The sequence below is a fragment of the Nocardiopsis mangrovi genome (genome assembly GCF_042653925.1).
Classification (GTDB): domain Bacteria; phylum Actinomycetota; class Actinomycetes; order Streptosporangiales; family Streptosporangiaceae; genus Nocardiopsis_B; species Nocardiopsis_B mangrovi.
The window spans coordinates 42,372-67,071 of the sequence record NZ_JBHSFQ010000008.1 but is presented as its reverse complement, the minus strand read 5'-3'; the positions used below and the strand labels follow the sequence as shown (position 1 = coordinate 67,071).

The 24,700-nt window shown below is 71.1% G+C and carries 20 protein-coding genes and 5 pseudogenes; 7 read left to right on the top strand and 18 right to left on the bottom strand.

The window, feature by feature from the left end; translation table 11 throughout:
• Position 1: 1 nt before the first annotated feature.
• The 4 genes and pseudogenes from ACFO4E_RS10955 to ACFO4E_RS10940 all read right to left on the bottom strand — a co-directional run.
• Positions 2 to 170, bottom strand: a pseudogene (locus ACFO4E_RS10955) (IS110-like element IS110 family transposase); the annotation flags it as partial.
• A gap of 57 nt (positions 171 to 227) precedes the next feature.
• A pseudogene (locus tag ACFO4E_RS10950) lies at positions 228 to 627 on the bottom strand (helix-turn-helix domain-containing protein); the annotation flags it as partial.
• 83 nt (positions 628 to 710) lie between these two features.
• Positions 711 to 1,055 carry a hypothetical protein gene (locus tag ACFO4E_RS10945; RefSeq protein WP_378573535.1) on the bottom strand — a complete coding sequence of 115 codons (345 nt, stop codon included), beginning with the start codon at positions 1,053 to 1,055 and terminating at the stop codon, positions 711 to 713.
• 154 nt (positions 1,056 to 1,209) lie between these two features.
• Complete coding sequence (locus tag ACFO4E_RS10940) at positions 1,210 to 2,961, bottom strand: molybdopterin-dependent oxidoreductase (RefSeq protein ID WP_378573533.1); 1,752 nt, start codon at positions 2,959 to 2,961, stop codon at positions 1,210 to 1,212.
• 259 nt (positions 2,962 to 3,220) lie between these two features.
• Here ACFO4E_RS10940 and sigK point away from each other — a divergent pair, with 259 nt between their 5' ends.
• From sigK to ACFO4E_RS10925, 3 genes and pseudogenes are all read left to right on the top strand, one after another.
• A complete protein-coding gene (gene sigK / locus ACFO4E_RS10935) occupies positions 3,221 to 3,844 on the top strand; it encodes an ECF RNA polymerase sigma factor SigK (RefSeq protein WP_378573784.1) in 624 nt (207 codons plus the stop codon).
• A complete protein-coding gene (locus tag ACFO4E_RS10930; RefSeq protein WP_378573531.1) occupies positions 3,841 to 4,614 on the top strand; it encodes an anti-sigma factor in 774 nt (257 codons plus the stop codon). The genes sigK and ACFO4E_RS10930 overlap by 4 nt, the downstream gene beginning before the upstream one ends.
• Before the next feature lie 83 nt (positions 4,615 to 4,697).
• Positions 4,698 to 5,028, top strand: a pseudogene (locus tag ACFO4E_RS10925) (helix-turn-helix domain-containing protein); the annotation flags it as partial.
• 98 nt (positions 5,029 to 5,126) lie between these two features.
• Here ACFO4E_RS10925 and ACFO4E_RS10920 read toward each other — a convergent pair.
• The 3 genes and pseudogenes from ACFO4E_RS10920 to ACFO4E_RS10910 form a co-directional block, all read right to left on the bottom strand.
• Entirely contained in the window at positions 5,127 to 5,762 is a 636-nt protein-coding gene (locus tag ACFO4E_RS10920; protein WP_378573529.1) for a 3'-5' exonuclease, read from the bottom strand.
• Positions 5,763 to 5,802: 40 nt separating this feature from the next.
• Positions 5,803 to 6,575 (bottom strand): annotated as a pseudogene (locus tag ACFO4E_RS10915) (SDR family oxidoreductase).
• Positions 6,572 to 7,792, bottom strand: coding sequence for an SPASM domain-containing protein (locus ACFO4E_RS10910; protein WP_378573527.1), 1,221 nt, complete (start codon positions 7,790 to 7,792; stop codon positions 6,572 to 6,574). The pseudogene ACFO4E_RS10915 and the gene ACFO4E_RS10910 overlap by 4 nt, the downstream one beginning before the upstream one ends.
• A gap of 199 nt (positions 7,793 to 7,991) precedes the next feature.
• On the opposite strand from ACFO4E_RS10910, the gene ACFO4E_RS10905 reads away from it, so the two are divergent.
• Together ACFO4E_RS10905 and ACFO4E_RS10900 are read left to right on the top strand one after the other, a co-directional pair.
• Positions 7,992 to 9,476, top strand: a complete 1,485-nt coding sequence (locus ACFO4E_RS10905) for a helix-turn-helix domain-containing protein (RefSeq protein WP_378573525.1) — start codon at positions 7,992 to 7,994, stop codon at positions 9,474 to 9,476.
• A 9-nt stretch (positions 9,477 to 9,485) separates the two neighbouring features.
• A complete protein-coding gene (locus ACFO4E_RS10900) occupies positions 9,486 to 10,022 on the top strand; it encodes a GNAT family N-acetyltransferase (protein WP_378573523.1) in 537 nt (178 codons plus the stop codon).
• Positions 10,023 to 10,040: 18 nt separating this feature from the next.
• On the opposite strand, the gene ACFO4E_RS10895 is transcribed toward ACFO4E_RS10900, so the two are convergent.
• From ACFO4E_RS10895 to ACFO4E_RS10880, 4 genes are all read right to left on the bottom strand, one after another.
• Positions 10,041 to 11,225, bottom strand: a complete 1,185-nt coding sequence (locus ACFO4E_RS10895) for a methyltransferase domain-containing protein (RefSeq protein WP_378573521.1) — start codon at positions 11,223 to 11,225, stop codon at positions 10,041 to 10,043.
• Positions 11,222 to 11,362 carry a hypothetical protein gene (locus tag ACFO4E_RS10890; protein WP_378573519.1) on the bottom strand — a complete coding sequence of 47 codons (141 nt, stop codon included), beginning with the start codon at positions 11,360 to 11,362 and terminating at the stop codon, positions 11,222 to 11,224. The genes ACFO4E_RS10895 and ACFO4E_RS10890 overlap by 4 nt, the downstream gene beginning before the upstream one ends.
• Before the next feature lie 58 nt (positions 11,363 to 11,420).
• The gene (locus ACFO4E_RS10885; RefSeq protein WP_378573518.1) at positions 11,421 to 11,612 is read right to left on the bottom strand and encodes a hypothetical protein; all 192 of its coding nucleotides are present in this window, start codon (positions 11,610 to 11,612) and stop codon (positions 11,421 to 11,423) included.
• 387 nt (positions 11,613 to 11,999) lie between these two features.
• Positions 12,000 to 13,577, bottom strand: coding sequence for an alpha/beta hydrolase (locus ACFO4E_RS10880; RefSeq protein WP_378573516.1), 1,578 nt, complete (start codon positions 13,575 to 13,577; stop codon positions 12,000 to 12,002).
• A 705-nt stretch (positions 13,578 to 14,282) separates the two neighbouring features.
• On the opposite strand from ACFO4E_RS10880, the gene ACFO4E_RS10875 reads away from it, so the two are divergent.
• The gene (locus ACFO4E_RS10875; protein WP_378573514.1) at positions 14,283 to 14,945 is read left to right on the top strand and encodes a TetR/AcrR family transcriptional regulator; all 663 of its coding nucleotides are present in this window, start codon (positions 14,283 to 14,285) and stop codon (positions 14,943 to 14,945) included.
• A 272-nt stretch (positions 14,946 to 15,217) separates the two neighbouring features.
• Here the strand turns inward: ACFO4E_RS10875 and ACFO4E_RS10870 are convergent, their stop codons facing one another.
• On the bottom strand, positions 15,218 to 16,639 hold the full coding sequence (locus ACFO4E_RS10870) for a dihydrolipoyl dehydrogenase family protein (protein WP_378573512.1): 1,422 nt from the start codon (positions 16,637 to 16,639) through the stop codon (positions 15,218 to 15,220).
• Positions 16,636 to 17,205 carry a hypothetical protein gene (locus tag ACFO4E_RS10865; RefSeq protein WP_378573510.1) on the bottom strand — a complete coding sequence of 190 codons (570 nt, stop codon included), beginning with the start codon at positions 17,203 to 17,205 and terminating at the stop codon, positions 16,636 to 16,638. Before ACFO4E_RS10865 ends, ACFO4E_RS10870 begins: the two co-directional genes overlap by 4 nt.
• A gap of 535 nt (positions 17,206 to 17,740) precedes the next feature.
• On the opposite strand from ACFO4E_RS10865, the gene ACFO4E_RS10860 reads away from it, so the two are divergent.
• The gene (locus ACFO4E_RS10860) at positions 17,741 to 18,349 is read left to right on the top strand and encodes a TetR/AcrR family transcriptional regulator (protein ID WP_378573508.1); all 609 of its coding nucleotides are present in this window, start codon (positions 17,741 to 17,743) and stop codon (positions 18,347 to 18,349) included.
• Between the two features lie 101 nt (positions 18,350 to 18,450).
• Here ACFO4E_RS10860 and ACFO4E_RS30160 read toward each other — a convergent pair.
• The 5 genes and pseudogenes from ACFO4E_RS30160 to ACFO4E_RS10840 form a co-directional block, all read right to left on the bottom strand.
• A pseudogene (locus ACFO4E_RS30160) lies at positions 18,451 to 18,583 on the bottom strand (IS30 family transposase); the annotation flags it as partial.
• Between the two features lie 1,343 nt (positions 18,584 to 19,926).
• Positions 19,927 to 20,892 (bottom strand): SRPBCC family protein, encoded by a 966-nt coding sequence (locus ACFO4E_RS10855; RefSeq protein WP_378573506.1) that lies wholly within the window; start codon positions 20,890 to 20,892, stop codon positions 19,927 to 19,929.
• Positions 20,889 to 21,134 (bottom strand): hypothetical protein, encoded by a 246-nt coding sequence (locus tag ACFO4E_RS10850; RefSeq protein WP_378573504.1) that lies wholly within the window; start codon positions 21,132 to 21,134, stop codon positions 20,889 to 20,891. Before ACFO4E_RS10850 ends, ACFO4E_RS10855 begins: the two co-directional genes overlap by 4 nt.
• 285 nt (positions 21,135 to 21,419) lie before the next feature.
• A complete protein-coding gene (locus ACFO4E_RS10845; RefSeq protein ID WP_378573503.1) occupies positions 21,420 to 22,673 on the bottom strand; it encodes an oxidoreductase in 1,254 nt (417 codons plus the stop codon).
• A gap of 360 nt (positions 22,674 to 23,033) precedes the next feature.
• Positions 23,034 to 24,632, bottom strand: a complete 1,599-nt coding sequence (locus ACFO4E_RS10840) for an MFS transporter (RefSeq protein ID WP_378573501.1) — start codon at positions 24,630 to 24,632, stop codon at positions 23,034 to 23,036.
• Between the last annotated feature and the right edge of the window lie 68 nt (positions 24,633 to 24,700).

Genomic DNA, 24,700 nt, shown 5'->3' with positions numbered 1-24,700 from the left:
GGAGCTGGGCGGCGGTGGGGAAGCTGGTGCCGTCGCCGACGGTGACCAGCAGGACGCGGCGGTCCTGACGCCGACGCAGGGATCGACGTCGGGACCAGGGGAAGAGGGTGGGCCTCCAGCAGGGCGTTGATCTGGGCTTGCAGAGCCCGGCGCTGAGCGTTGCCTGAAGCGCATGGCCGGCACGGGTGATCTTCGTCGTGAACCCGTGCCGACCAGGGGCTTCACTCATCGCGGGGGATGCGGATGCCGGTGCCGGCCAGGTGGGTGGCGAGTGTGCGGATGGACCAGCGGGTGAAGGGCCGGCCGGGTTTGGCGGGGCGGGTGGTGGCCGTCTGGGCGACGAGGGTTTCCCTCATCGGGGCTGAGCAGGCGGGGACGGCCTCCCGCCCGGTCAGGGTCCAGGCAGCCCAGGCCCCGGTCGTTGAACGTGTGGATGACGTCGCGGACGGTGTCCTCATCGGCGGCGACCGGTTTCGCGATGGCCGGGACGGTGTTGCCCGAGGCCGGGGCGAGGCTCATCATCGCGCGGCGGTAGCGCACGGTGCTGGTGCCGCCCCGGCGCACGATGCACTGGAGATTCTGGCCTTCCTGGTCGGTGAGTCCGCGGGCTCTGACCGGTTCCGCCACCACTTGCCTGACAGGGGTGACCGCACTGTCGCGGCCAACCCTGTCAGCGATCACCGCCCCGGTGAACGTTCCCGGTCACAGCACTAGTTGCCGTCGCCGTCCATGTCGTCCATCTCGTCCATGGGATCCCCGCCGTCCGTGTCGTCGGCGTCGCCCGTCGCGTCCTCGTCCTCCATGCCTTCCGTCTGCTCACCGTCGCCGCCGTCCATGGACGCGCCGTCGTCCATTCCCTCCATCTGCTCGCCCTCGCTGTCGTCCATGCTCTCGTTCGTCTCCCCGCCGCCGGAGTCGCCGGACTCGGAGACGGTCTCGCCGGTCTCGCCGTCGCCGTTGTTGCAGGAGCTCAGCGGCAGCGCGACCGCCAGGGCGATACCGGCGGCCGCCGCCAGTCGGCGCAGTTCATCGCGAGCGGGGTGGGACAGGGACATGTGCGACTCCTTTTCGTGGTGGGGTGATCTCGTCGGGTGGCGGGTGCGGAGCGCACCGCGTAACGACACCGCGGCCACGGCGGGCGCGGGGGCTTGGGGCGACGGCGACCCCGATCGGGCCACGGGCGCCGTGATCGGTTCACGCCTGTCTCGATCAGTTCACGCTCAACTCGACAACATGGTGTCCGGTCGCTCCATCGGGGGCGACGGGTGCCTGGGTGCCGGTCTGGGGCCGGCCCTCGCGGTCGGTGGCGCGGACGCCGATCCGGTGATCGCCGGGTTCGGCGTCCCACTCCAGGACCCATTGGCGCCATGTGTCGCTGCTGTCCTCCTCGGCCAGGCGCGCCTGCTGCCAGGGGCCGTTGTCGATCCGGACCTCCACGGCGTCGACCCCGACGTGCTGGGCCCACGCGACCCCGGCCACGGCGACGCGTCCGGACGCGATCCGGTCGCCGTCTCGCGGGGTGTCGATGCGCGACTGAGTCTTGATCGGCCCCCGGGCCGACCAGCCGCGCGGCACCCAGTAGGCGTCGAAGTCGGCGAACGACGTCAGTTCGAGTTCGACCAGCCACTTGCACGCTGAGACGTAGCCGTAGAGTCCGGGCACGACCATCCGCACGGGGAAGCCGTGCTCGACCGGCAGCGGGCGGCCGTTCATGCCCACTGCGAGCATCGCGTCGCGGCCGTCGAGCACGTCGGCGACCGGGGTGCCGATCGTCATCCCGTCGGAGGAGCGTGACACGAGCTGGTCGGCGGAGCCGCCGTCGGCCGGCGACCGGACGCCGGCCTCGCGCAGCAGCGCGGCCACCGGCACGCCGATCCACCGTGCGTTGCCCACGTAGGAACCGCCGACCGGGTTGGAGACGCAGGCCAGGGTGACGTCACGTTCCATCAGGTCCGGGCGGCCCAGCAGGTCGTCGAAGGAGTACTCGCGCTCCCGCGCGCCGCGGCCGTGGACGCGCAGCGACCACGTGGTGGCGTCGAGGCGGGGGACGGACAGCGCGGTGTCGATCCGGTAGAAGGAGTCGTTGGGTGTGAAGAACGACGACAAGCCGTCGATGTCGAGCTCGGCGCCGTCGGGCAGCGCAGGGGCGGGGACGGCCGGGCGTGGCAGCCGGATCGCGCGGTCGGCGGCCACGGCGTCCGCCCGGGCCGACGCATACCAGCGGGCTCCGCCTCCTGCTGCGGCCGATGCCGCCGCGGTGGCCCCGGCCAGCAGCACGAACCGGCGGCGGTCGAAGCCGGACGAGGGCTCCTCGGGGTGCCGCGGACTCGGGAGCGCGACGGGGTCCACGTCTGCCCCCGCGGCAGGCGAGCCGGGGTGCCGGTCCGCGGGCTCCGCAGAGCCGGCGCTCCCCGCGGGGTCGCCGTCGCCCGGCAGGTCCACCGCTCCGGAGACCGGCGGCCTGCGCCCGGGCGCCGCGGGCGGTGCCGAGGCGGACAGCAGCCGCAGTACGACGTAGGTGACGGCGCCGCCCAGCACGCTCGGCAGGACGTCGAAGGGGCCGCCGTCGGGGCGGGTGACCGCGGCGGCCGCACCGGCCGACGCGAAGAGGGCGATTCCGGCGATCCCGAAAGCACCGACGGTGTCCCGGCGCCGCGCGGCGATCCCGATGAGCGCGGCCGCCACGGCCAGCACGGCGGCGATGCCGCCGAGCAGGACCGGCTTGTCGGCGGTGCCCAGCAACGTGACCGCGAGGTCCTTCAGTGGCGGGGGTGTGAGGTCGACGACCGCATCGCCGACGACGAGCAGGGGAGTCGCCTCGGGCCGGGTGGCGGCCCCCACGACCTCCGCCGCGGCCAGGCCGGCACCCGCCGCGACGAGACCGGCCAGCGCACCGACGGAGCGACGGGCGGCAATTCCGCCTGTCGGGGGGCGTGCAGGGTCGAGCTTGAGATCGAACACACCCCTGCTTCGGAGCCCGGTGACGAAGAGCGACCGGCTCCATCATCACGAAACGGCAACGGTCCGTTCGGCGGTTCGCTCCGCCCTCACCCTCGCCCACTCCTGTCCGGCGCCGGCCCACGCAATTCTCCCGCGCGGGGTCGCCTCCCACCGGGCGGCTCCGAATGCCACAGTGGTGACCGGCGTGCGCCGGCGGCAGGGCACGGGAACGAGGACGGTGGCACGGGTGGAACAGGCGATACCGGCGCGGCGGGCAGGGCTGAGGGCGGCGCGCGGCCGTCCCGCGACGCCAACGCATCCCGCGGCCCCCCAGGACGGGCCCGATACCAGAAACGATGACGACCTCGCCGATCACCTGCACCTCACCGCCCTCGGCGACATCGACGCCTTCGAAGCGGTCTACCGCGAGCTGTCGGGCCCCGTCTTCGGGCTCGCGGCCCGGGTCCTGCTCGACCGCGCCCAGGCCGAGGAAGTCACACAGGAGGTGTTCACCGAGGTCTGGCGGATGGCCGCGCGCTTCGACCGGAGACGCGGCGGCGTGCGCGCGTGGGTGCTGACCATCGCCCACCGCCGCGCGGTCGACCGGGTCCGCTCCGAGCAGTCGGCCGCCGCCCGCATGGCGGCGGCGGGCCGGCTCACCCCGGAGACGTCGGCGCCTGATGAGGTCGCCGACCAGGTCGAGCACCGGCTCGAACGGGAGAAGGTGCGGCGCTGCCTGCGCCGCCTGACCGACCTCCAGCGGCAGACGGTGCGCCTCACCTACTACACCGGCTACACCCAGCGGGAGGCGGCCGACGTTCTCGGGGTGCCGCTGACCACGGTGAAGGGCCGGCTGCGGGACGGTCTGATCCGGCTCCGCGACTGCCTGGGGGTGACCGCATGACGCGCCCGGACCACGACGACCACGGGCTCACGGCCGGCTACGCCGTGGACGCGCTCGCCGACGACGAGCGCCGCCGTGCCGAACGCCACCTCGAGGAGTGCGCCGACTGCCGCCGCGACCTGGACGATTTCCGTGCGACGACGGTCCGGCTCGCCTACGGCGCCGCCCGTGCGCCAGGGGACCGCGTCTGGCAGCGGCTGCGCGCGTCGGTGCCGCGGATCCGCCAGCTTCCGCCGGTGACCGCGGTCGAGAAGCCCGACGGAAGCGCCTCCGCTGGCGCCACACGGCGGCGACGGAGGTCCCCCCTGCCATCTCCGAACCAGGCCCGCCTGCCGTGGGTCCTGGCTGCGGCGTCGCTGCTGGTCGCCGTCGCCTTGGGCGGCACCAGCGTGTCCATGGGCATGCGCATGGCCCAGATGCAGACGCACAGCTCCGAGGTCGAGGCGCTGCTCGCGGCCTCCGACGCCCAGATGCGCGCGTCGCAGATCGGCCGGAGCGACGCGCGCGCCACCGTCGTAGCGTCCCAGCGGAACGACGCCGTGATGATCGTGGTGGAGGGCCTGCCTCCGGCACCCAGCGGGAGGGCGTACCAGATGTGGTACGTCGACGACGACGGCATGCGCTCGGCGGGGATGCTCCAGGAGTCGGGCGATGGCATGCTCGCGGGCATGGCCGACGGCCTGGGCTCGGCCCGCGAGATCGGCATCACCCTGGAACCGGAGTCGGGCATGCACGAGCCCACCGGCAACCCGATGAAGGTCGAGGTCTAGTGCTGTGACCGGGAACGTTCACCGGGGCGGTGATCGCTGACAGGGTTGGCCGCGACAGTGCGGTCACCCCTGTCAGGCAAGTGGTGGCGGAACCGGTCAGAGCCCGCGGACTCACCGACCAGGAAGGCCAGAATCTCCGGCGCATCGTGCGCCGGGGCGGCACCAGCACCGTGCGCTACCGCCGCGCGATGATGAGCCTCGCCCCGGCCTCGGGCAACACCGTCCCGGCCATCGCGAAACCGGTCGCCGCCGATACCGGCACCGTCCGCGACGTCATCCACACGTTCAACGACCGGGGCATGGGCTGCCTGGACCCTGACCGGGCGGGAGGCCGTCCCCGCCTGCTCAGCCCCGATGAGGGAAACCCTCGTCGCCCAGACGGCCACCACCCGCCCGGCCAAACCCGGCCGGCCTGCCTGACTCTCAGGCGGGGCGGGACGTTTCGTCGTCTCCGCGCCTGGCCGGGCGAACGCTTTCAGGACGACCACCCGGCCGGGATCAGGGTAAGCGCGCTACAGCAGCGGGGGCTGCTCGAACCCGACCGGTTCGTTCCCGAGCGGCAGCCCTGCGGTGTCGAGCAACGCCTTGATGGTCGGCGGGTTCTCCCACAGCTCCGCGACCAGCACCGGCAGGAGGAGCCCGGCGGCGACGGTGTCCCACATGGCCCGGTGCGGTCGCCCGTCCGGCACGAGGTCGGTGATGCGGTCGCGGAGCCCGTACCTGTCGACCAACGCCCCCAAAGATTTCGGCGCCTTGCCTTCGGTCTTGCGGGCCAGGCGCATGGTGTCGATCAGCCCTGCCGGCTGGACGTCGGGGTGGCGGCGGTGCAGGAGCCGCCAGTCCACCCCGACGTTATGGCCCACCAGATAGCGGCCGTCCGCCATGGTCGCCAACGTCGGGGCGATCTCGGCGGGTGTGGGAGCGTCACCGAGCCCGTCGTCGGTGAGGCCGGGGGAGATCCATGGTTTCCTCGGGATCGGGCGGCCGGGGTTGATGAGGGTCTCCCACCCTGCCGCCGAGTCGGGGGAACCTCCTACCAGGGGGACCACCGCTATCTCAAGGATCGCCTCGTTGTCGCGGTCTTGGGCGCCGGTGCCTTCCAGGTCGATGACGGACATGGGCGCGGACGTCCACGGCTGGTCGGGCATGGCGGTCCCCCAGGGGGGTCGTCGTAGCAGGCGGTAACGGCTATCGGAGGGGTGCGCCCATGGCGCGGTAGCCGCCGTCGACGTGCAGGGTCGTTCCCGTGATGCCGCGCGCGGCGGGCGACATCAGGAACAGGGCCGGCCCGGCCACGACGGTGGAGTCGTTGGTGTCCCATCCGAGGGGGGAGTGGTCACCCCAGGCTTCCGCGAGTGTGCTGAACCCGGGGATGGAGCTGCCCGCGAGGGAGGCGATCGGCCCGGCGGAGATGGTGTTGACCCGGATGTTCTCGCCTCCGAGGTCGCGGGCGAGGTACTTCGTTGAGTTCTCCAGGACGGCCTTGGCGAGCCCATCCAGTCGTAGACCGGCCAGGCCACCGACGCGTCGAACGTCAGCGACACGACCCCGGCACCCTCGGGCGCTTTCGTCAGCAGGTTGCGGAACCCGACCGCGAGGGCCTTCAACGAGTAGCCGGAGACGTGGATGGCGGTCGCGACGTCCTCCCATTCGGTGGTGAGGAAATTGCCGCCGAGCGCGGCCTCGGGTGCGTAGGCGATGGAGTGGAACAGCCCGTCGATGTGGCCCCAGTGGCCGGCGACCTTGTGGGCGGTGTCGGTGATCTGGTCGGGGTCGGTGACGTCCATCGCCAAGATGTCCACCGGGTCTTTGGGGAGGCGTTTGGCGACGCGTTCGCAGATGCTCAGCGCCCGGCCCGGCGGGTTGGTCAACAGCACCTCGTGCCCCTGGTTCATGGCCTCCTCGGCGACGGCGTAGGCGATGGAGGAGGGGGTGGTGATGCCGGTGATGAGCAGGTTCATGCGCGCCTGTCCTTGTCGGTGTTCTCGCTGGTGGCAGCAACGTATCGGTGGGCGATCAGGCCGTCACCGCCGAACCGGTACAACTTTTCGGCGCGGACTTTGAACCCCCACGCCTCCAGTTCCTCGCGGCTGACGGGGGTGATGTGGGTGGGGTCCATCGCCCGCACGTCGATCACCGCGGGGTTGGGGGTGGTGATGATGACCCCCTTCGTGGCCGCGTTCACGAGTTCCGAGACGAGGCGGGCGGGGTCGGCCAGGTGCTCGATGATCTCCAGCGCGGCGAACCACTCCCGCGCGAACGGGGGCTCCCACGTGTTGAGTTCGACGCCGTCCATCGCCCCGTCCACCCGGATGTAGCGGCCCCGCCACCGGTGGTCGATGCGCAGCACCTGGTCCAGCTCGGTCCAGCCGGCCGCGATGTCGACCAGGGTGTCGTCGTCGTTCAGCCCGCCCTTGATAAGGAGGTCGGCGGCGTGGTCGAAGCGGCGTCGCCGCGTGGGGGAGGGGGAGCGGCGGCGCAGGTAGTACTCGTGGTCGGCGATGCGGGCGGCCGTGGGGTCGGTTCGCTCCCACACTGCGGCGGTGAGGTCGGCGACGGTGCGCAGGCGCCGCACGTAGGCGGACTGGTTGGTGGCGTGGATGATCTCGCGCAGCGGCTGGGTGAACACGTTGCCGAACCGCAGGTTCTCCGGGACGTCGAACGCCGCACAGGAGTAGAAGTCACCGTCCTGCTTGACCAGGGACGTGGGGAGGACGTAGGGGCCGACGGTGGGGGCGAAGCAGTCATAGCAGCGCCGCATCCACGCCGAGATGGGGGTGTGGCCGGGCCGGTCGATGGTCGCTTGGCCGTCCAGGCGCTCGTTGGGCAGGTGGACACGCATCGTGGAGTGCACCCGATCGTGCGGGAACTCCCCATAAGCGTCCTCGTAGAGCTCGATGAGTCGGTACACCCTGTGCTCCCGGGTGGCCGGGTCGGCCAAGGACGACACGCAGACGTTCACCTCCCGGTCGGTGAACTCCCGGGTGACGTGACGGATGATGCGGGCGACATCATCCAGCGGGGTCGTCTGCTCCCTGATGGACACCATCACCAACGGCACGAACAACCGGTTCTCCAACAACCCCGCCCCGGTGAGCCGGTCGAACATGCGCCCGCACGCCCGGTCGGAGGACGCCCACACACCGTTGGTCGTGAGCTTGGAGACGTCGACACCCACACCGCGGGCTTCGCGGATGAGGGGCCGCGGCGACGCCGGCGTTTTCCCAGCCAGCCCGGATCAGGTCGAACACCTGCGGGGTCTTGGCGGCGTATTTGCCCTTGAACGGGGTGACGGGGGTGCGGCCGTCGATGAAGGTGAAGCTGCCTGAGCTCCAAAGATCGGGCAATCTTCCTTACGGGATCCGGAGGAGACCCGCGTGGGGTGGACGAAGAAGGACACGACTCGTCTCTGTGATCAAATGCGTCGCCAGGGGCGCGACGATGACGAAATCGCGGATGAGATCCGGCACGGGAGCAACTGCTCTCCCCTGGCCGCTTACCGGATGATGAGCGGCTGGAGCCAGTCTGAAGTGGCTGAGCGCTACAAAGAGAAGTCCGGACTTCCTCTGGAACAGGCCACACTGAGCCGAATCGAGCTGTGGCCAGAGGGCGGCAAGGCCCCTCACGCATCCCAGATCATCGCCCTGGCAGAGATATACGGCACGTCACCTCTGCGCCTTCTCACCCCCTACGGGTTCGATCGGCTTGACCGGCACGAACGCGAAATCCTCGCTCGTCTCCGAACCGCGCAGTACGGGACGGATACCCTCCCCTCGCCGAAACAGCCGGCACGGAAGCCGTTCTTCACCCCGACCGCTGTCGACCATCCCACCTCAGAAAGGCAGGTCGCCATGGCCGCTCAGAGGGCACTGCGGTTCGCCGCCCTCGCCGAAGGAACCAACGTCGGCCCCGAGACGCTCGCGGAGCTGTCCGACGAGGTACAGCGCATCGCCAGCGTCTACCCGCGTAGCCCGCTTCACCATGTGCTCGGGGACCTTATCGAAGCCCAGAACATCGCCTTCGTCCTCTTGGAGGGCCGACAGCAACCGAACCAGACCAAAGACCTATACATGCTCGCGGGCCTGCTCTCATTGATGCTCGCCAAAGCCAGTCACGACCTGGGAGACCCCAGGGCAGCCATGAAACAGGCCCGGACCGCCTATGTCTGTGCCGACAACGCGGATCACAACGGACTACGCGTGCGTATCCGCGCCCAACAGTCCCTCATGGCCTACTGGGCTGGTTGGACGTCGGAAGCCTCGCGGTACGCGCAACTGGGGCGGGACTTGGCAACCCCCCACACTGGCACAGCCGGCGTATGGCTGCTGGCACAGAGCGCCCGCACGTGGGCAGCCCTCGGCCATGGGGAACGCGCATCCCAGGACCTCGACGCGGCGACCGACCTACAAGACGCCGCGGAGCACGACGATCTAGATGCCTTCGGCGGGCTCATGCGGTTCGCCCGCTGCCGCCAGCTCTATTACGGGGCCGACACGCGGATCTGGATTCCGGGGCAGGAGGAGGCGGCAGAGCAGGCAGCGATCGAAGCGATCAACGCCTACGAGGAAGCGGCTGCCGGCCAGTCGGACGACTGGGCCTATGGCGACGACGCAGGCGCACGGTCGGATCTGGCGTTCGTCCGGGCGACGCAAGGGGATGCGGACGGCGCAGCCGATGCGCTTTCCCAGGTGCTGGCGCTGCCTGTGGACCAGCGCGTCGCTGGGGTTGTGGCCAGCGCCATGCGTGTCCACGGCGCGCTACGGGATTCTCGCTTCGCCGGTAGCCGAACGGCCAACACGCTCCGCCAGCAGATCGAGGGCTACGGGCAGGCGTCTGCCGCCGCGCTCACACCGGGGCGCTAGCCTCGGGGCGTGATCGACGTACAGGGTTCGCGCCTTCGGCTTCGAGAGTTTCGCCCGTCCGACGCGGCTGGTCTGTTCGCGGTTTATGGGGACGAGGCGGCGACCCGGCATCTGTCCTTCGAGCCTCGCACCTTCGACCAGTGCGAGGCCATAATCAGTTCCGCGGCCGGGGACGCTGCGATGGTGTCGCGCAGCGTGTACATGGTGGCCGTTGCGGACAGCGCGGATGAACTCGTGGGCGCAGCCCGATTGGGGGTCGACGAGCGCCCCCACAGCGGGCAGGTCGGATTCGCTCTACGACCGGACATGTGGGGACGTGGCCTCGGCGTAGAACTCGTCCAACTGCTTCTCGCCCTCGGGTTCGACACGCTGGAGCTGAACCGGTTGTGGGGAGCGCGGTCACCGGACAACCTCGCGTCGAAGCGAGTGATGGAGCGCGTAGGGATGATCGAAGAGGGGCGCATCCGCCGGCACCTGCGGACCCGTGGCGCATGGCGTGATTCCATCGTGCATTCCATTCTGGATGATGAATGGAGGGCGGCGTGATGGGCCGCTGACGTTTGCCTAGCCATTACAAGGGGAGATGACCGAGTTGCCGGGGCCGTCCACCCACAGGGTTTGGTCACCATCGGCGGCCACGGTCACTCCCAGCCGGTCGCGCCTCGGTCTGCCTAACCGTTCCCACACATCCCGGGCGGCGGCGATCTCCGCCCACAGGTCTCGGGGGCCGTGCCGCTTCGCCTCATACGGGCCGCCCGCCGGGGTGTACTCGCCGAGCACCCACGACGTGCCGGCCCGGTCGAACACGTAGACGGTCGCCTCCCCCGCGGCCGTGGTGTTGTCCGGGGCGGCTTCGTAGGAGGCGTATCCGATGTGCGGTACGAGGTGGCCGAGCACCACCTTCCACCCCGGGTGGGGGTCGGTGACCCATCGCGGGTTCGTGGCGGTCGTGCCCTCTGCAACGCCGGGCGCGTCCTCGTCCACGAACGCGCCGTACCCTAACCGGTCCGGGCGGTGGGCGCGCAGCATCATGAACGCGGCGTCCCCGACAACCCGGCCGTGAGCGTCCCCGGTCTCGTCTACGATCAGGCGCAGCAGGACCGACGACGCGAAACCCGGCCCGGGGGTCCAGGGGGTCACGATCACCCCGCCGGGGCCGAGAGCTTGCAGCCACGCGGCGGGAATCGTCTGGACGGCCACGGTGGACAGCACCCGGTCGTAGGGGCCACCGGCCACCGGCGCGGCGCCGTCTCCCACGATCAGGTGCGGCGTGTACCCGGTGGCGGCCAGGTTTTTCTCGGCGTCGGCCGCTACGTCGGCGTCCACCTCGACGGAGGTCACGTTCCCCGCACCCAGCCGCGAACACAACAGGGCGGTGTTGTATCCGGAGCCGGTGCCGACCTCCAACACCCGGTGCCCGTCCTCGACGTCGAGCACTTGGAGCATGGCGACGACCAGGCTGGGCTGCGAGAGGGAACTCGTCGGTGTGTATCCCCGGCCTCCAGCAGCGGCCGGGTGCCCGTCGTCCACCTGGGTGACGAGCGAAACGTCCTCACCCAGCCACCGATGAACGTCCGGGTCGGCATCGCGCGGATAGGGGGCGTACAGGCCGGTGGACGGCTCCTCGGCCCACACCACATCCGGGACGAACGCGTCGCGGTCCACGCTGAGAACGGCCCGGTGCCACGCCGGATCTTGGATCACGCCCCGGCTGGAGAGGACCCGGGCGATCCGTGCGCCGGCTGTCACGTCGACGGGGTCCCGCCTTGCCCGTCACCGCTCTGCGGTGGGATGCCTTCCGAGCCGTGTTTGGTGCCCTGCTGGCCGTCGCTGTCGCCGCCGCGCCCGGTGTCGGGTGGTGTGTCGGGTTTATCGTGCTTGCCCATGGTGGTCTCCCTGCTAGGGGTACCTGTCACGGGTACGGTAACCGGCCGGTCCACCGTGTCAGGGGAACCGGCCGGTCTCGGCCACCGGTAGGGCGGTTACAGCGATCCGGCCACCCTGAGTAGAAGCCCACTCACAAGGGCGTGGATGACCGAGCCCACCACCCCACAGCATGGCCGGCAGCGACACCAGCAACGACAGGGATAGGGGCCCCGCCATCTTGATGTCCACGGCGAACAGCAGCACGTTCATGGAGATCAGCAGCTCCCACGCGGGCAAGGAGAGGGGTTCCCAGGGTGGGGGTGTGGGTGGCCACCAGGGTGACGGCGATGAGGACCATCAACTCCACCAGGACCTTGTACAGGGTGAAGTTGCGCATGCGTACCGTCCAGGACTCCCCGACCCAGGCACTCAGCAGGCTCCGGCCAGCAGGTTGACCGCCACCGGCCAGCGCGCGGGCCAGCTCCGAGACGGGCACGGCCGTCAGACGGGCAGGCAGGCGAACAGGACCACGACCGCGCTCATCGCCTTGTTCAGGATGACCGCAGACAGGGTGGCCGACCCGAACATGCCGACCAGCAAGGGAAGCGGGCCCCGCGAGTCGTCGGCACCGGGGCGGCCATGCCGGAGTCGAGCGCGTCACAGGCTGCAACGGGCGTCGGTGGGCGGGGATTCGAGGTCGAGGAGATACGCATCGACCACGTCGTCGACGCACTCGCTGCCGCCGAGGAGGTAGGCGCCGTGCTGCTTGCCGTCGACTGTGAGCAGGCTTGCGTCGAGAGCTCGCGCCATCGCGATGCCGCCCTCGTGCGGCGTGACCGGATCGCCGGTGACCGACACGACGAGCGTCTCCGGGAGGCCTTCGACATCGGCGAGCCAGGGCTCGTCGCGTGTCGGCGGCGCGGGCCACGCCTCGCATTCGCTGTGGTAGTTGCCCGCCGTGAACACGTCGAGGTCGAACATCGGCGCGACCTCCCCGATCTCGCGTGCGAGCGCGGTCTGTTCCCCCGGCGTCAGACGGGGCGAGTCCATGCAGCGCACAGCGATGTTCGTGTCGAAGTCCATGCCGTAGGCGCCGTCCGCCGTGCGGGCGTAGAACGCGTCGCGCAGGGCGAGCATCTCGTCGGCGTTGCCTGCCTCGAGCGCGGTCAGGGCGGAGATGACCTCGGGCCATTTCGCTTCGGAGTACAGTCCACCGCTGATGCCGAGGTAGACGTCCCAGACGCTCACGTCCCGGCCGCCGGCGGTCGCCGCCGGTGTCTCGATGAGCGGCTGGACGATCTCGTGCAGGCGGTCGTTCGCAGCGGCGGGGTCGGGGCCGAGAACGCAGTCGGGTGATTCCGCGCAGAGTGCGGCGAGGTCGTCGAACCGTGCCTGCAGGCCGGCGAATGAGGAGACGCGGAACTCGCTCGCCGTCAGGTCGGGTGCGACGGCGCCGTCGAGCACGATCGCACGGACCTTCTCAGGGTAGGTCGCGGCGTACATGGCGCCGAGCTCGGAGCCGTAGCTGTAGCCGAGGTAGGTGAGCTTCTCGTCGCCGAGCACCTCTCGCATGATGTCCATGTCGCGCACGACATTCGTCGACCCGGCGTTGACGAGGTTCCCGACGCCGCCGGAGCCGTCGGTGCAGCGCTCTGCGAGCTCGGCCGCCTCCTCGGCGCTCGTGACCTCGTACACCGCGCCGAACCGCGGCACGTCGCCCGCGTCGTACTCCTCGTCGGTGTAGCAGTCGAGAGCGGGGGCCGACGCCCCGATCCCGCGCGGGTCGAAACCGACGATGTCGAAGCGCTCGGCGACGGGGCTCGCCTGCCACAGCGGCAGGGTGGACGCGATGAAGCCGGTGCCGGATCCTCCGGGTCCGCCCGGGTCGATCAGCAGCGAGCCCTCGGCCTCGCCTGTCGCGGGGAGGCGCAGGAGCGCGACCTGCGCCCTCTCGCCCTCCGGCTCGTCGTAGTCGATCGGAACCTCGACCGAGGCGCACTCGAGCGCCGGGTTCGCGAACAGCTCGGCGTCCGCCGCGCTCGTCGCGGTGTCCTCGCACCCGGTCCAGTCGAGCTCTTGCCCGAGGTAGGCGCCGAGGTCCGCATCCGCGCCGGAGTTCGATGCGGGAGAAGCGGGCGTGCATCCGGCGAGCAGGAGGAGACCAGCCGCCGCGGACGCGGCGAGCACGGTCTCGGGGTGTCGGGATCGATGTGGGAGGCGAGGATGTGATCGCATGCGTTTCTCCTATGCCGGGCCACGGTCGTGTACGAGGGCGCGGCGGTTGACGGATCGTTCTCGGGTCAGGGGCGCTGAGATGCCCGATAGGGCGGCGACGTGACCGGTCAGCGCGGGGATGTCGGCTCTCGATCCCCTCGGTCTCGGCATCCAGGAGCCGGTGCCGGCGGGAGAGTTGGGCGCGCCAGTGCTCGGGCGTCCCTGGAGCGGGATCGAGACGTCGCCGGCTGCCGTCCGCGCTGATCAGGTGAATCCGCTGCCCGTACCTGCTCGCGGCGACCTCGATGCCGTCCGATCCGAGCGGGAACGGGACCGGCATGTCGGAGGTCTGCACGTGCCCGTCGTCCCGGTAGAGCGAGGCCCGGCCCCACATGTGATCGATATCGACCGTCGCCGTCGACGCATCGGGAAGGTCGATCGCGAATCGTGTGCGCTGCGGCGAGAGGGAGGGGCGGAACGGTGGCAACGGCGAGCCCGGCTCCGGATCGGGCGTCGACCACGCTTCCGCATCGCCGTCGAGGCCTTCGAGCCCGTCGAAACAGTGGGGATCCTTCCGCGCCGCACCGGTCCAGGGGGCGTGCCGGTCGTTCATGTCCCGCCCTGTCCGGGATCGTAACGGGACGGAGCACCGCCACGAGGTCTATCTAGCATTCTCATGCTAAATAAAATAGCACGGGCATGCCAAAAAATGTCTAGGATGGTGTCATGCCTAAGAGAGTCGACCCGGATGTCCGCCGAGAGCAGGTCGCCGACGCCGTGATCGACGAGATCGCCGCGCATGGGATCCGCTCGGTGACCCTCGCCCGGATCGCCGCACGAACCGGCCTGGCCATCGGGAGCATCCGACACTACTTCGGCGACACCGTCCGCGAGGTCATGCGCTTCACGCTGGGCGTCCTCACGCAGCGCGTCGCGCGCCGCGAGGCGACGATGTCCGACGACCCGGTGGCACGGATCGCGGATGTGATCACCTTCGCCGCGCCGACCAGCGAGCAGGAGCGCCGGGAGAACATCGCCCTCGTCGAATACCGCGTCATGGCGCGCACGGACCCGGAGCTCGCGGCCGACATCGCCGCGACGTCCCTCGCGGGCGCAGAGGTGGTCCGCTCGCTGCTGCGCGAGGCGCTGGCCGACCGCGCTATCGACGAGGAGGCGCTGCACCGCGAGGCGCTCCTGCTGTTCGCCCTGATCGAGGGCTTCTCGTTGAGTTCGGCGCTGTTCTCCGCCCCGTTGCACGAGACGGATGTCCGTTCCGTCGTGACGGCGACCATGCGCCGTCTGCGCGACGCTTATCCGCCTTCCGGAAAGTCCGTCGGGGGAGCGGCGAAAGATCCTGAGGCCGCCGAGGAGTCACGGAGCGACGGCTAGTCTCTGGCAGGAGCCGTTCGCCGGGTGTGGTCGTGCTGCGGTGGCCGGTGACCTCCCAAGCGCAGGCGGCGGTCCGCACCGGCTCCGGCACGGCTCCACAACACCGTTGCCGCTTTTTCTGAATAGGGCTTCCCGGAGGACCAGGCACCCGCTCCCTGCGGGCGCGGGTGCCGGATCAGATCCAGCCGTGGCCCGCGGCGCACGAGACGGCGCGGCGAGGGGGCTCCCAGGCGATGCCGCCCGGGAGCCCCCTCGCGCGCCGCGCACCGGTGTCAGGCCGGTCGGCCGTACTCCTCCAGGAGCCGCAGCCACACCTCGCTGGTGGTGGGGTAGGCGGGGACCGCGTGCCAGAGCCGGTCGACCGCCACCTCGCCGACGATCGCGACCGTCGCCGCATGCACCAGCTCGGCCACGTCCTGGCCTACGAACGTCGCGCCGACGAGCACGCCCCGGCCCTCGTCGACGACGATCTTGGCGCGCCCGGTATACCCGTCGGCGTGGAGCACGGCCCCCGCGACCGACCCGAGGTCGTACTCGACCGCCCGGACGTCCAGCCCCCTGTCGCGGGCGTCGGCCTCGGAGAGCCCGACGGCGGCGACCTCCGGGTCGGAGAACACGACGCGGGGCACCGCCAGGTGGTCGGCCGTCGCGGCGTGCGCGCCCCACGGGCCGTCGGCGAGCGGCGTTGCGCGCAGCCGCGCCGCGATCGCCTCGCCCGCGGCGCGCGCCTGGTACTTGCCCTGGTGGGTGAGGAGGGCGCGGCCGTTCACGTCGCCCACGGCGTAGAGCCAGTCGGTGCCGTCCACGAGCATCGTGTCGTCCACGGCCACTCCCGCGGCCGGGTCGAGGCCGACCGCCTCCAGGCCGAGGTCGCCGGTGTTCGGGCGGCGCCCGGTGGACACCAGCAGCTCCTCCGCGGCGAACGCGGTGCCGTCGTCCAGGACGACCGAGGCGATCCCGTCGGCGTCGCGGTCCACCCGTACCGGCGTGACGCCCAAGCGCACGTCCACGCCCTCCCCGGCCAGGGAGGCGGCGACGTGCTCCCCCGCGAAGGGCTCCTCGCGGGGGAGCAGCCCCGCGTTGGACAGCAGGGTCACGCGCGAGCCCAGCGAGGAGAACGCGAACGCCAGCTCGGTGCCCGCCACCCCGCCGCCGATGATGACCAGCCGGGGTGGGACGCGGTCGGTGGAGGTCGCCTCGCGGGTGCCCCAGGGCTTCGCGGCGGCGAGGCCGGGGATCGGGGGCAGGACTGGGACGGAGCCCGTGGCCAGGGCGACCGCCCGCGCCGTGTGGACGCGGTCGCCGACCCGTACCTTCCCGGGCCCGCTGACGCGGCCGCGGCCGCGGATGAGGTCGATGCCCGCCGAAGCGAGCCAGTCGACCTGGCCGTCGTCCTTCCAGTGGCTCGCGAATGAGGACCGCCGGGCCAGGACGGCGGCGGCGTCGACGGGGCCGCCGAGCGCCTCCCGGGCCCCGGCCAGCCTGCGGGCCGCCCGGACCGCGTGGCCGCTGCGCAGCAGCGCCTTGGAGGGCATGCACGCCCAGTAGGAGCACTCGCCGCCGACGAGTTCGGATTCGACGATCGCCACGCGGACCCCGCGCCTGGCCGCGTAGTCGGCGACGTTCTCGCCGACCGGGCCCGCGCCCACGACGATCAGGTCGTAGTCGGTCCCGTGCTCACCGGTGCCGGTCATGACGCCTTCTTTCGCAGCAGGATGCTCAGACGGATGGCGGAGATCAGGAAGAAGACGCCACCGACGGCAGCGTAGCCGCCGACCCCCGCGATGTCGCCGGAGCCCTGGAGCCCTTGGGCCAGGAAGGCGCCGCCGGCCAGGACGGAGATACCGCCGCTGAGGATCTGCGGCACCTGGCCGCCGGAGCGCCACTGCCGGACGGCGGCGACGAGCTGGGGGATGCCCGAGCCCACGGCCCAGACGCCCCAGACCGCGAGGGCGGTGGCGGGGGACGCCGTGGACGCCCAGCCGAGCGCGACGGCCACGGCCACGCTGACCACCACGTTGACCCACTCGGCGGCCTGCGGCGCGCCGGGCGCGCGGTGCCGGGACCGCAGCTGCCACAGGACGGCGGCGGCGTCGAAGAGCGGGTAGACGACCAGGAGGGCGGTGAGCACCGGCCCCTGGGCGCCCGCGGTCGCGAGCATGAGCGCCGCCCAGGCGGCGGCGAAGGCGAAGCGGATGAAGTACAGGCGGCGCAGCGCCTGGCCGAACTGCGTCGGCGCCGTCGTATCGGACACGGTCATGATGTCTCTCCTCTGTGGGAGTGGGGGTGGGGGTATAGGTCAAGCGGCGGTGGCGGCACGTTGCCGCGGGTGGCGGCCGGGTAGGGGCACCTCGTGGGCCGCGGCGGGCGAGATCCTGGGCGGTCTCCCGGGCGGTCCCGTTCCCGACGCGCACGCGCAGCGCGGCGTTCAGCGCGGAGCCGCCGCCCTCCGTGGGGACGACCGGGACCTCGGCGGTGACGGCGGAGTCCTCCAGGGGCGCGTTGCGGCGCGCCGCCACGAGCTCGAGCGCCGAGCGGAAGCACGACGACCCCCGGCGGGGAACAGCTGCCGGGGTTGGTCGCCCCGCCGGATCCGCCCATGGCGGCCGGGACGGCGAGGGTGACGTCGCGCAGGCCGTCGCCGGTGGAGGTCGCGGCGGCGGTGTACAGGGTTGCGGACATGGTTGTTCCTCCTCGGCCGCTTCAATGTAGAGTTACTAGTTCGTCTACATCGAGGACTCTAGACTGCTCGCAGCGCCGGCGCAACCGGCCGGACCAGAACAGGAGCACGCGACATGCACGCCGATATCACCGAACCGGTGAAGCGCAAGCCGTCGGGATCAGTGACGAGAGCGCGCATCCTCGCCGCCGCGAACGAGTTCTTCTACGCCCAGGGCATCCGCGCGACGAGCGCCGACCGCATCATCGAGCAGGTCGGGATCACGAAGGTCACCTTCTACCGGCACTTCCGGACCAAGGGCGATCTCGTGGTCGCGTACCTGGAGGAGCAGGCCGCCGCGGAGCGGGAGTGGCTGGCGGGCACGCGCCGCGAGGGCGACCCGGTGGAGTCGCTGCGCGCACTGGCGACCGACATCGGAGCGGCAAGCTGCAGCCCGGGGTTCCGGGGGTGCGCGTTCATCAACGCGGCGGCGGAGTTCTCCGACCCGGCGGACCCGGTGCGCGCGACGGTCGACGCGCACCGCGCGTGGATGCTCGGCGAGTTCGCCGGCATCGCGGCGGAGGCGGGCGTGGAGGACATGGACGCCGCCGCGAGGCAGCTGATGATCCTGCGCGACGGCGCGATGGTGAACGGCTACCTCGGAGAGGCCGAGACCGTCGCGGCGTCCCTGGCGGCCGCGTTCACCTCGATCCTCACCGCGGCGGGCGGGGCCGCCCCGCGCTGAGCCCGTCCCACCGACTCACGCGACCGAAGGCACCGCACCCCGAGCCCCCGTTCTGGAATGGTGAATTCGAGGAATCGTCGCATCACGTGAGGCCAGCCGGTTGCGGCGAGCAGCTTGGCGAGGAGCTCGGCCGGGGAGTGACCGGCCGAGCTCCTCGTGTGGCCGGGAGTCGAGCTCGGCGGCCACCGCGTCCGGGTCCTCGCGGGAGCGGGCCGCCAGGTCCGTGCCCTTGGGTCGCCGGGCTTCGAGGGCACGGGCGGTGGCCCCGGCATAGCGCTGGTAGCCACCGTGGAACAGGTGGACAGGAGAGAAATCGCCGGCCCGGCGTTTCATCACACGCGCCGGGACGACAGGCCTCACAACCGTCGGCCCCGCCTTCCGAAGCGAGGCCCCGGCCCCAGCCGCACACGTGCACGACTGGGGCCGGGTGGTGAGGAGACACGTGGATCCCGCTCGGTCACGTTTTCGGAGGTCTCAACGGGTTCGAGTCCCGTGAAACCGGATCCTCACGCGAAGAACTGCCAGGTCGGCGGCGCGAGGCGCGGTCGCACGCTGTGAGCGGAAGCTCTCACCGTTGAGCAACGAGGCGAACCGCAGCCATCGGGGCGGGTCGCCGGATGCTCATTGTGACAGGATCCGACGATCCGTCACCATCGAATCCGCGAGAGAGACCTTGGCTTTGCGGTCCCGGGGCTTTGGGGCGGGACCTCAGGCATGCGTCACTGGGCTCTCGGGGTGGGGCGGATCCCGGGTGATCCGGGGATGTCGGACCCGGAACCGCCTGTCGGGAAAAGAGCTGCGGCCTCCTGTGAGGTGCGCCATCCAGGGTCCGTCAGGCGGGTGCGGTCGAGGTCTCCCTGCGGCGATCGGGGCAGAGCGGGCGGGTAGTGGACCCTCGCAACGATGAGACCCATCGAGCGGTGCGGGAACGGTGACGTCCGCCTGACCATGTAGTGGACCCTCGCAACGATGAGACCCATCTCTTGGGCCACGGCCCTTCGGATGTGCGCTCCGACCTCTAAGAGGGCCTTGGGCGCCTGTACGACGACGAAGACGTCCAATCCTTCCTCGCCTGGGGCGACGGCTGCTTCGAGCACGCCGGGCACTGCTGCGGCGAGGTCCTCCGCCCGGGTGTGCTCCTCATGGGTTCCGCTGGTACGCATCGCAGACTCCTCATCCGGCGAACCGAACGGGACGGTTCCGCCGCTGGTACTGTCGCTTCACTTGAAACGCTCCCACCGAATCAGGTCGACACGATGGGTCCACACCAATCACCGACCGGGTGGATCGGGTCAGGGAGGCTCTCGCCGTCCTCCCGCCACCTCCCGTGCTCCCATCGCCGAGCGGATCTTGGCGCCGGATCCTACTTGCTCATTCCTCGACCCCCTGCGCCGCTCACCGGCTCCGCCTCGTGAAAGGTGCCCTCCGCCAGGCGCGCACGGCGGTCTCCGCCCGCTGTGCGGCTCGCCTCGGCCCGGGCGAGGCGGTGGGTATCCCACCCGGCTCCGTGGTCGCCGCGGTCTCGTACCGCGCGGTCGCACGGCGGGCCACACGGCGCGCCGACGCCCCCGGGGCGGCTACGACGCGGCGGCCTGCGCGATCGCCTGGGAGTGAGCCCGCAGATTCTGCCGGACGACCCACCGCACCACGCGCTTGGAGATCCGGCCCCGCAGCGCATTGGGCCAGCCAAGGCGCAGGTGCAGCCGCGCGTGGTCCCCGACCGGTTCGATGACGATCCGCAACGAGCGGGGCGCCGCGCTCTTGCCCTCGTACCGCGCCCAGGTGACCTCCCGGCCCGCAACGCTGTGCGTGATCGACTCCCGGTAGGTCTCCCCGTCGTTCTGGTTGTGGCTCAGCTCGACGACGCCATCCCCGAGCTGTCGCGACGAAACGTCGGCCGTATCCCACTCACCCCGTCGTTCGGGATCGCTGACCAGCTGCCAGAGCCGCGCGTCGGATACCGGTACCTGACTTTCGTAGACGGTGTACTCCCACCCCGCGGGCGCCTCCTCGGCCGCCCAGAAGGGGGCGTCGGAGGGGTGGGATTGCGCCGTGGCGTCCTGGGTCCCGACCGGAGCATCGAGCTCGCGGCGGATCCGGCCGGTGTCGGCGCCCAGCCGTTCCAGCAGCCGCCGCACCCGGCCGCCCTCGTCGTCGATGAGCGCCGCGAGCAGGGCCCGGTCGCCGCCCGCATGCGGGCAGTCGTCCACGAGTTCTCGCAGACGGGGGCCGAGCGGAAGGAGCGCGGGAGTGCCGGCGCCGGACGTGCCGGACGGTTCTGGCAAGGGCGCGTCGATCCCCAGCAGGGCGATGTCCTCCCGGACGAGTATGTCGATCGCCGAGCGCGCCTCGGAGAGGCCCACGCCGGCGGCCATGAGCACGCGGGCGCCCGTGCCGCCGGTGACGAGCACGCCCAGTAGCAGGTGTTCGAAGCCGACTTCGATGTTCCCGGTGCGCGCAGCCTCGCGGCTCGCGGCGATCTCGGTGGCGGTACGGTCGAAGCCCCCAGCGGGCTGCCCCGGCTTCGCCGATGGGTTCGTCATCGCTGACCTCTTTCGGGCGCGCTGATGTGGCGCAGTCGTTTCGCGTATTTCTTGTGGACGGCCTGACGGGTCACCCCGAGGGCGGCGGCGATGGAGGACCACGACTCGCCCGACCTCAGGGCCTGCTCGACCTGCCGCAGCTCCAATGACTCGACCAACGTCCGCAACGATGCGACGGCGCGCAGACCGTCGGCGGGGGCCGAGGTATCCGAAGCAGTGGCCGCAAGCTGAACCGCATCCATGATGTCAACCTAGGTTGCGCGCATATCCATGTCAACCTGAGTTGCGCATATCGTCGTCTTCGACCGGGTCACCCCGGCACTGTGATCGACCGGCCCACCCCCTGCTGCAGCGACCGTCACCTCGCAGGCCCCCGCCCTCGACGCCGGCGACTGCGAGTTCGGCGCTTACCACCCCTGCTCGGCGGCGGGTCGCGCGGCCCCTCCGCATGACGGCGTCCTATCGACACTTTCGAGCGAGCCGCTCGCCCTGCTCTCCGGTTTGATCAGGAGGCACCCCAAGTGAGGTCACGACAGAGCTTCAGGGGTGTGAAGGCGCAACCAGCGCCGGTAGCCGCGCAGTTGCCGGCCGCGGCGGACCCGGTCGACCACCAGCGCCCGCAAGGGCGCATCGGTGGAACAGTCGGGCAGGTCGGCGGCCATCCGGTGCATTCGGGCGGTCGTCGCGGCTTGGACCGCCGACGCGCGCAGCGGTTTCGATCGCAGGGAGGACCGCGGTGCGGGGACCTCGGCCTCGTCCTCATCGAGCCAGCGTCCCGCGGAGCCGGGGTCGACGGCTAGGGCGGTGGCGACCCCGACGAGGTCGAATCCGCCGTCCAGGACCCGTTGGGCCACGGAGCGTCGCCTGATCCCGCCGGTGAGCATCAGGGGGACCTCGGCGGAGTCGGCCAGGCTCGCGGTCAGATCCAGGAAGTAGGCCTCGCGTCGCAGGGTGCTGCCGTCGGCGGGCGCGCCCGCGGTGGCCAGGCTCTCCACGCTGCCTCCGGAGAGTTCGACGAGGTCGACCTCCTCGGCCGCGAGCATGGCGATGACCTTCTCGGCGTCACCGAGGTCGAACCCGCCTCGTTGGAAGTCCGCGGAGTTGAGCTTGACCGCCACCGCGAATCCGGGGCGCGTCGCCGAGCGGATGCGTCGGATGACCGCCAGGAGCAGGCGGGCCCGGTCGTGCAGGCTCCCGCCCCACTGGTCGGTACGGCGGTTGACCAGTGGTGAGAGGAATTGCGACAGGAGGTAGCCGTGGGCGGCGTGTACCTCGACTCCGTCGAACCCGGCACGGTCGGCGGCGCGGGCGGTCGCCGCGAAGCGTGCGACGACCTCGTCGATCTGCGCCTGGGACATCTCCTCAGGCGGTGCGAAGAAGCGGGAGAAGAACCCGGCGCGCACCGGCACGGCGGATGGAGCCCAGGATCTTCCGTGGGTGTCGGCCTGCACGACCCGGCCCGGGTGGTTGATCTGCATCCACACCTGCGCGCCGCCGCTCTTGGCCGCCTCGGCCCAGCCTTGGAAGCCGCTGATCGGGGTGTCGCTCTCCAGGACGATGTCGCCGGGTTGGGCGACCGCGCGCCGGTCGATCATGACATGGCCGGTGATGAGCAGGCCGGCGCCGCTGTGTGCCCAGCGCCGGTACAGGCGGTGGAGGCCGGGCCCCGGCAGTTGGTGGGCGGAGGCGAGCTGTTCCTCCATGGCGGCTTTGGCGATGCGGTTGGCGACGGTGGAGCCGCTGCGCAGCACGAGTGGTGTGTCCAGGCTTGTAGCACCCATGAGGGCTCTCTCCTCTTTTAGTTCGAGTTGCGAAGCATAGTAGATCATTCGAGTCTCAAACTAAAATTTCGGAATGCGCGCACCCAGCGGGGCGCCCGGCAGGGACCGCCGCCGCTGCGGGCCTTGCGGTCGGGCGCCCCGAGGTTCGAAGACATCGACCACGCAAGCGCATGGCCGGCCACGGTGGTGAACGTACTCGCGGCGGAGTACTCCATCGCGCAGCGCACGCTGAAGCCGATTGGCCCGGCGCAGACACGACCAGCGGAGCGATCAGGCGCCGGGGGGCGGCTCAACTGGCCGACGCCGTCACCGGCCGCCCACTGGCGGCCCTCTCACGTGAGCGCGATCGCCGCCTCGTGGTCATCGGACGGCTACGGCCCCGGTGGACTCTGCCTCGTCCTCGACCACGGGCGTGGCATTCTTCGGTCCGCGCAGGGCGATGTAGACGAGCAGAGCGCCCATGACAGCGGCGCCGGCCCACATGCTCTGCTGCCAGCCGTCGACGAAGGACTGCTGGGCGGCGTGGACCAGATCCCGCGCGTACGGTTCGGTGTGGCCCGCGGCCGCGACGGCGTTGGCCACGCCTTCGCGGGCGGTGTCCGCGGCTCCTTGCGGGATGCCGTGCAGCCGACCGTCGATGGCGCCGCGGTAGCCGGCGGACAGCAGCGCGCCGAGGAGCGCGACGCCCAGAGCGGTGCCGAACTCGCGGGTGACATCGTTGAGCGCGGAGGCGACGCCCTGCCTCTCGCGCGGCAAGGAGCCGGTGATGGCCTCGGTGGAGGGGGTCATCGACAGGCCCATGCCGATGCCCAGGGCGAGCATGCCGGGCAGGACGGCCGGGTAGCCGCCGTCAACGGAGACGAACAGGGCCATGAGCGCCAATCCGACGCTTGCCAGAGCGACGCCCACGGCCATGGTCGAGCGGGCGCCGATGCGCGCGGTCATCCGCGGAGCCAGGCCGGAGGCCGACATCATCATGACCGCCATGGGCATCAGCGCAAGCGTGGACAGCAGGCCCGACCAGCCGAGCACGGCCTGGAAGAACGGGTAGAGGACCACGGCGATGCCCGCCTGAACGCCGAAGACCACCAGCAGTGTGATGGAGCCGCCGGCCAGTCCGCGTTCACCGAACAGGCGCACGTCCAGCAGCGCGGCGTCCCGGCGGCGCAGCTCCCAGGCCACGAAGCCGAGGGCGGCGACGAGGCCGACGGCGAGGGCGATCAGCGTCGCGGGGGCGGTCCAGCCGCGCTCGGGCCCCTCCTGCAGGACGAAGATGAGCCCGATCACGGCGACCGTGGACACCAGGGCGCCGACGGTGTCGAAGGGATGAGCGGACCGCTCGCGGGAGTTGGGGATCGCCCGCAGTGTCATGGCCAGGGCCACGATGATCAGGACCACGGGCAGGGCGAACAGCCAGCGCCAGTCCGCGATGTCGACGAGGAGCGCGGAGAGGAACATGCCCAGGATCCCGCCGCCTCCGGCGACACCGGTCCATACGCCGATCGCCTTACCCCGCTGCTCCTCGGGAAAGGTGGAGGTGATGACGGCGAGGGTGATCGGCATGACCATCGCGGCGCCGATACCACCGGCCACGCGCGCCGCCAGCATGACCTCCGCTGTCGGGGCCAGGCCGGCGGCGACACCGGCGACGCCGAAGACGCCCAGCCCGGTGATCAGCATGGGCTTGCGGCCCACGCGGTCGCCGATGGCGCCGAGCGGGAGCAGCAGCGCGGCCAGGGCCAGGGTGTAGATGTTGATGATCCACAGAACGGTGCTCTGCGAGGCGCCGAACTCGACCGCCATGTGGGTTTGGGCGACGTTGAGTCCGGACACCGAGGCGATGACGGCCATCAGCGCGATCGAGACGGTGATCAGGATCGTGCGGAGCCGACGCGCATCCGGTATGTCCCCGATTCCTGCTTCCGCTGCCGCAGCCTGGGGAGGCTGGTTCGTACTCATGGCTTCCTCTCGAAAAGGGCACGCGGAGTCCGCGCCGGAGCGGCTCCGGTCGACGGAGTCGATGGGTG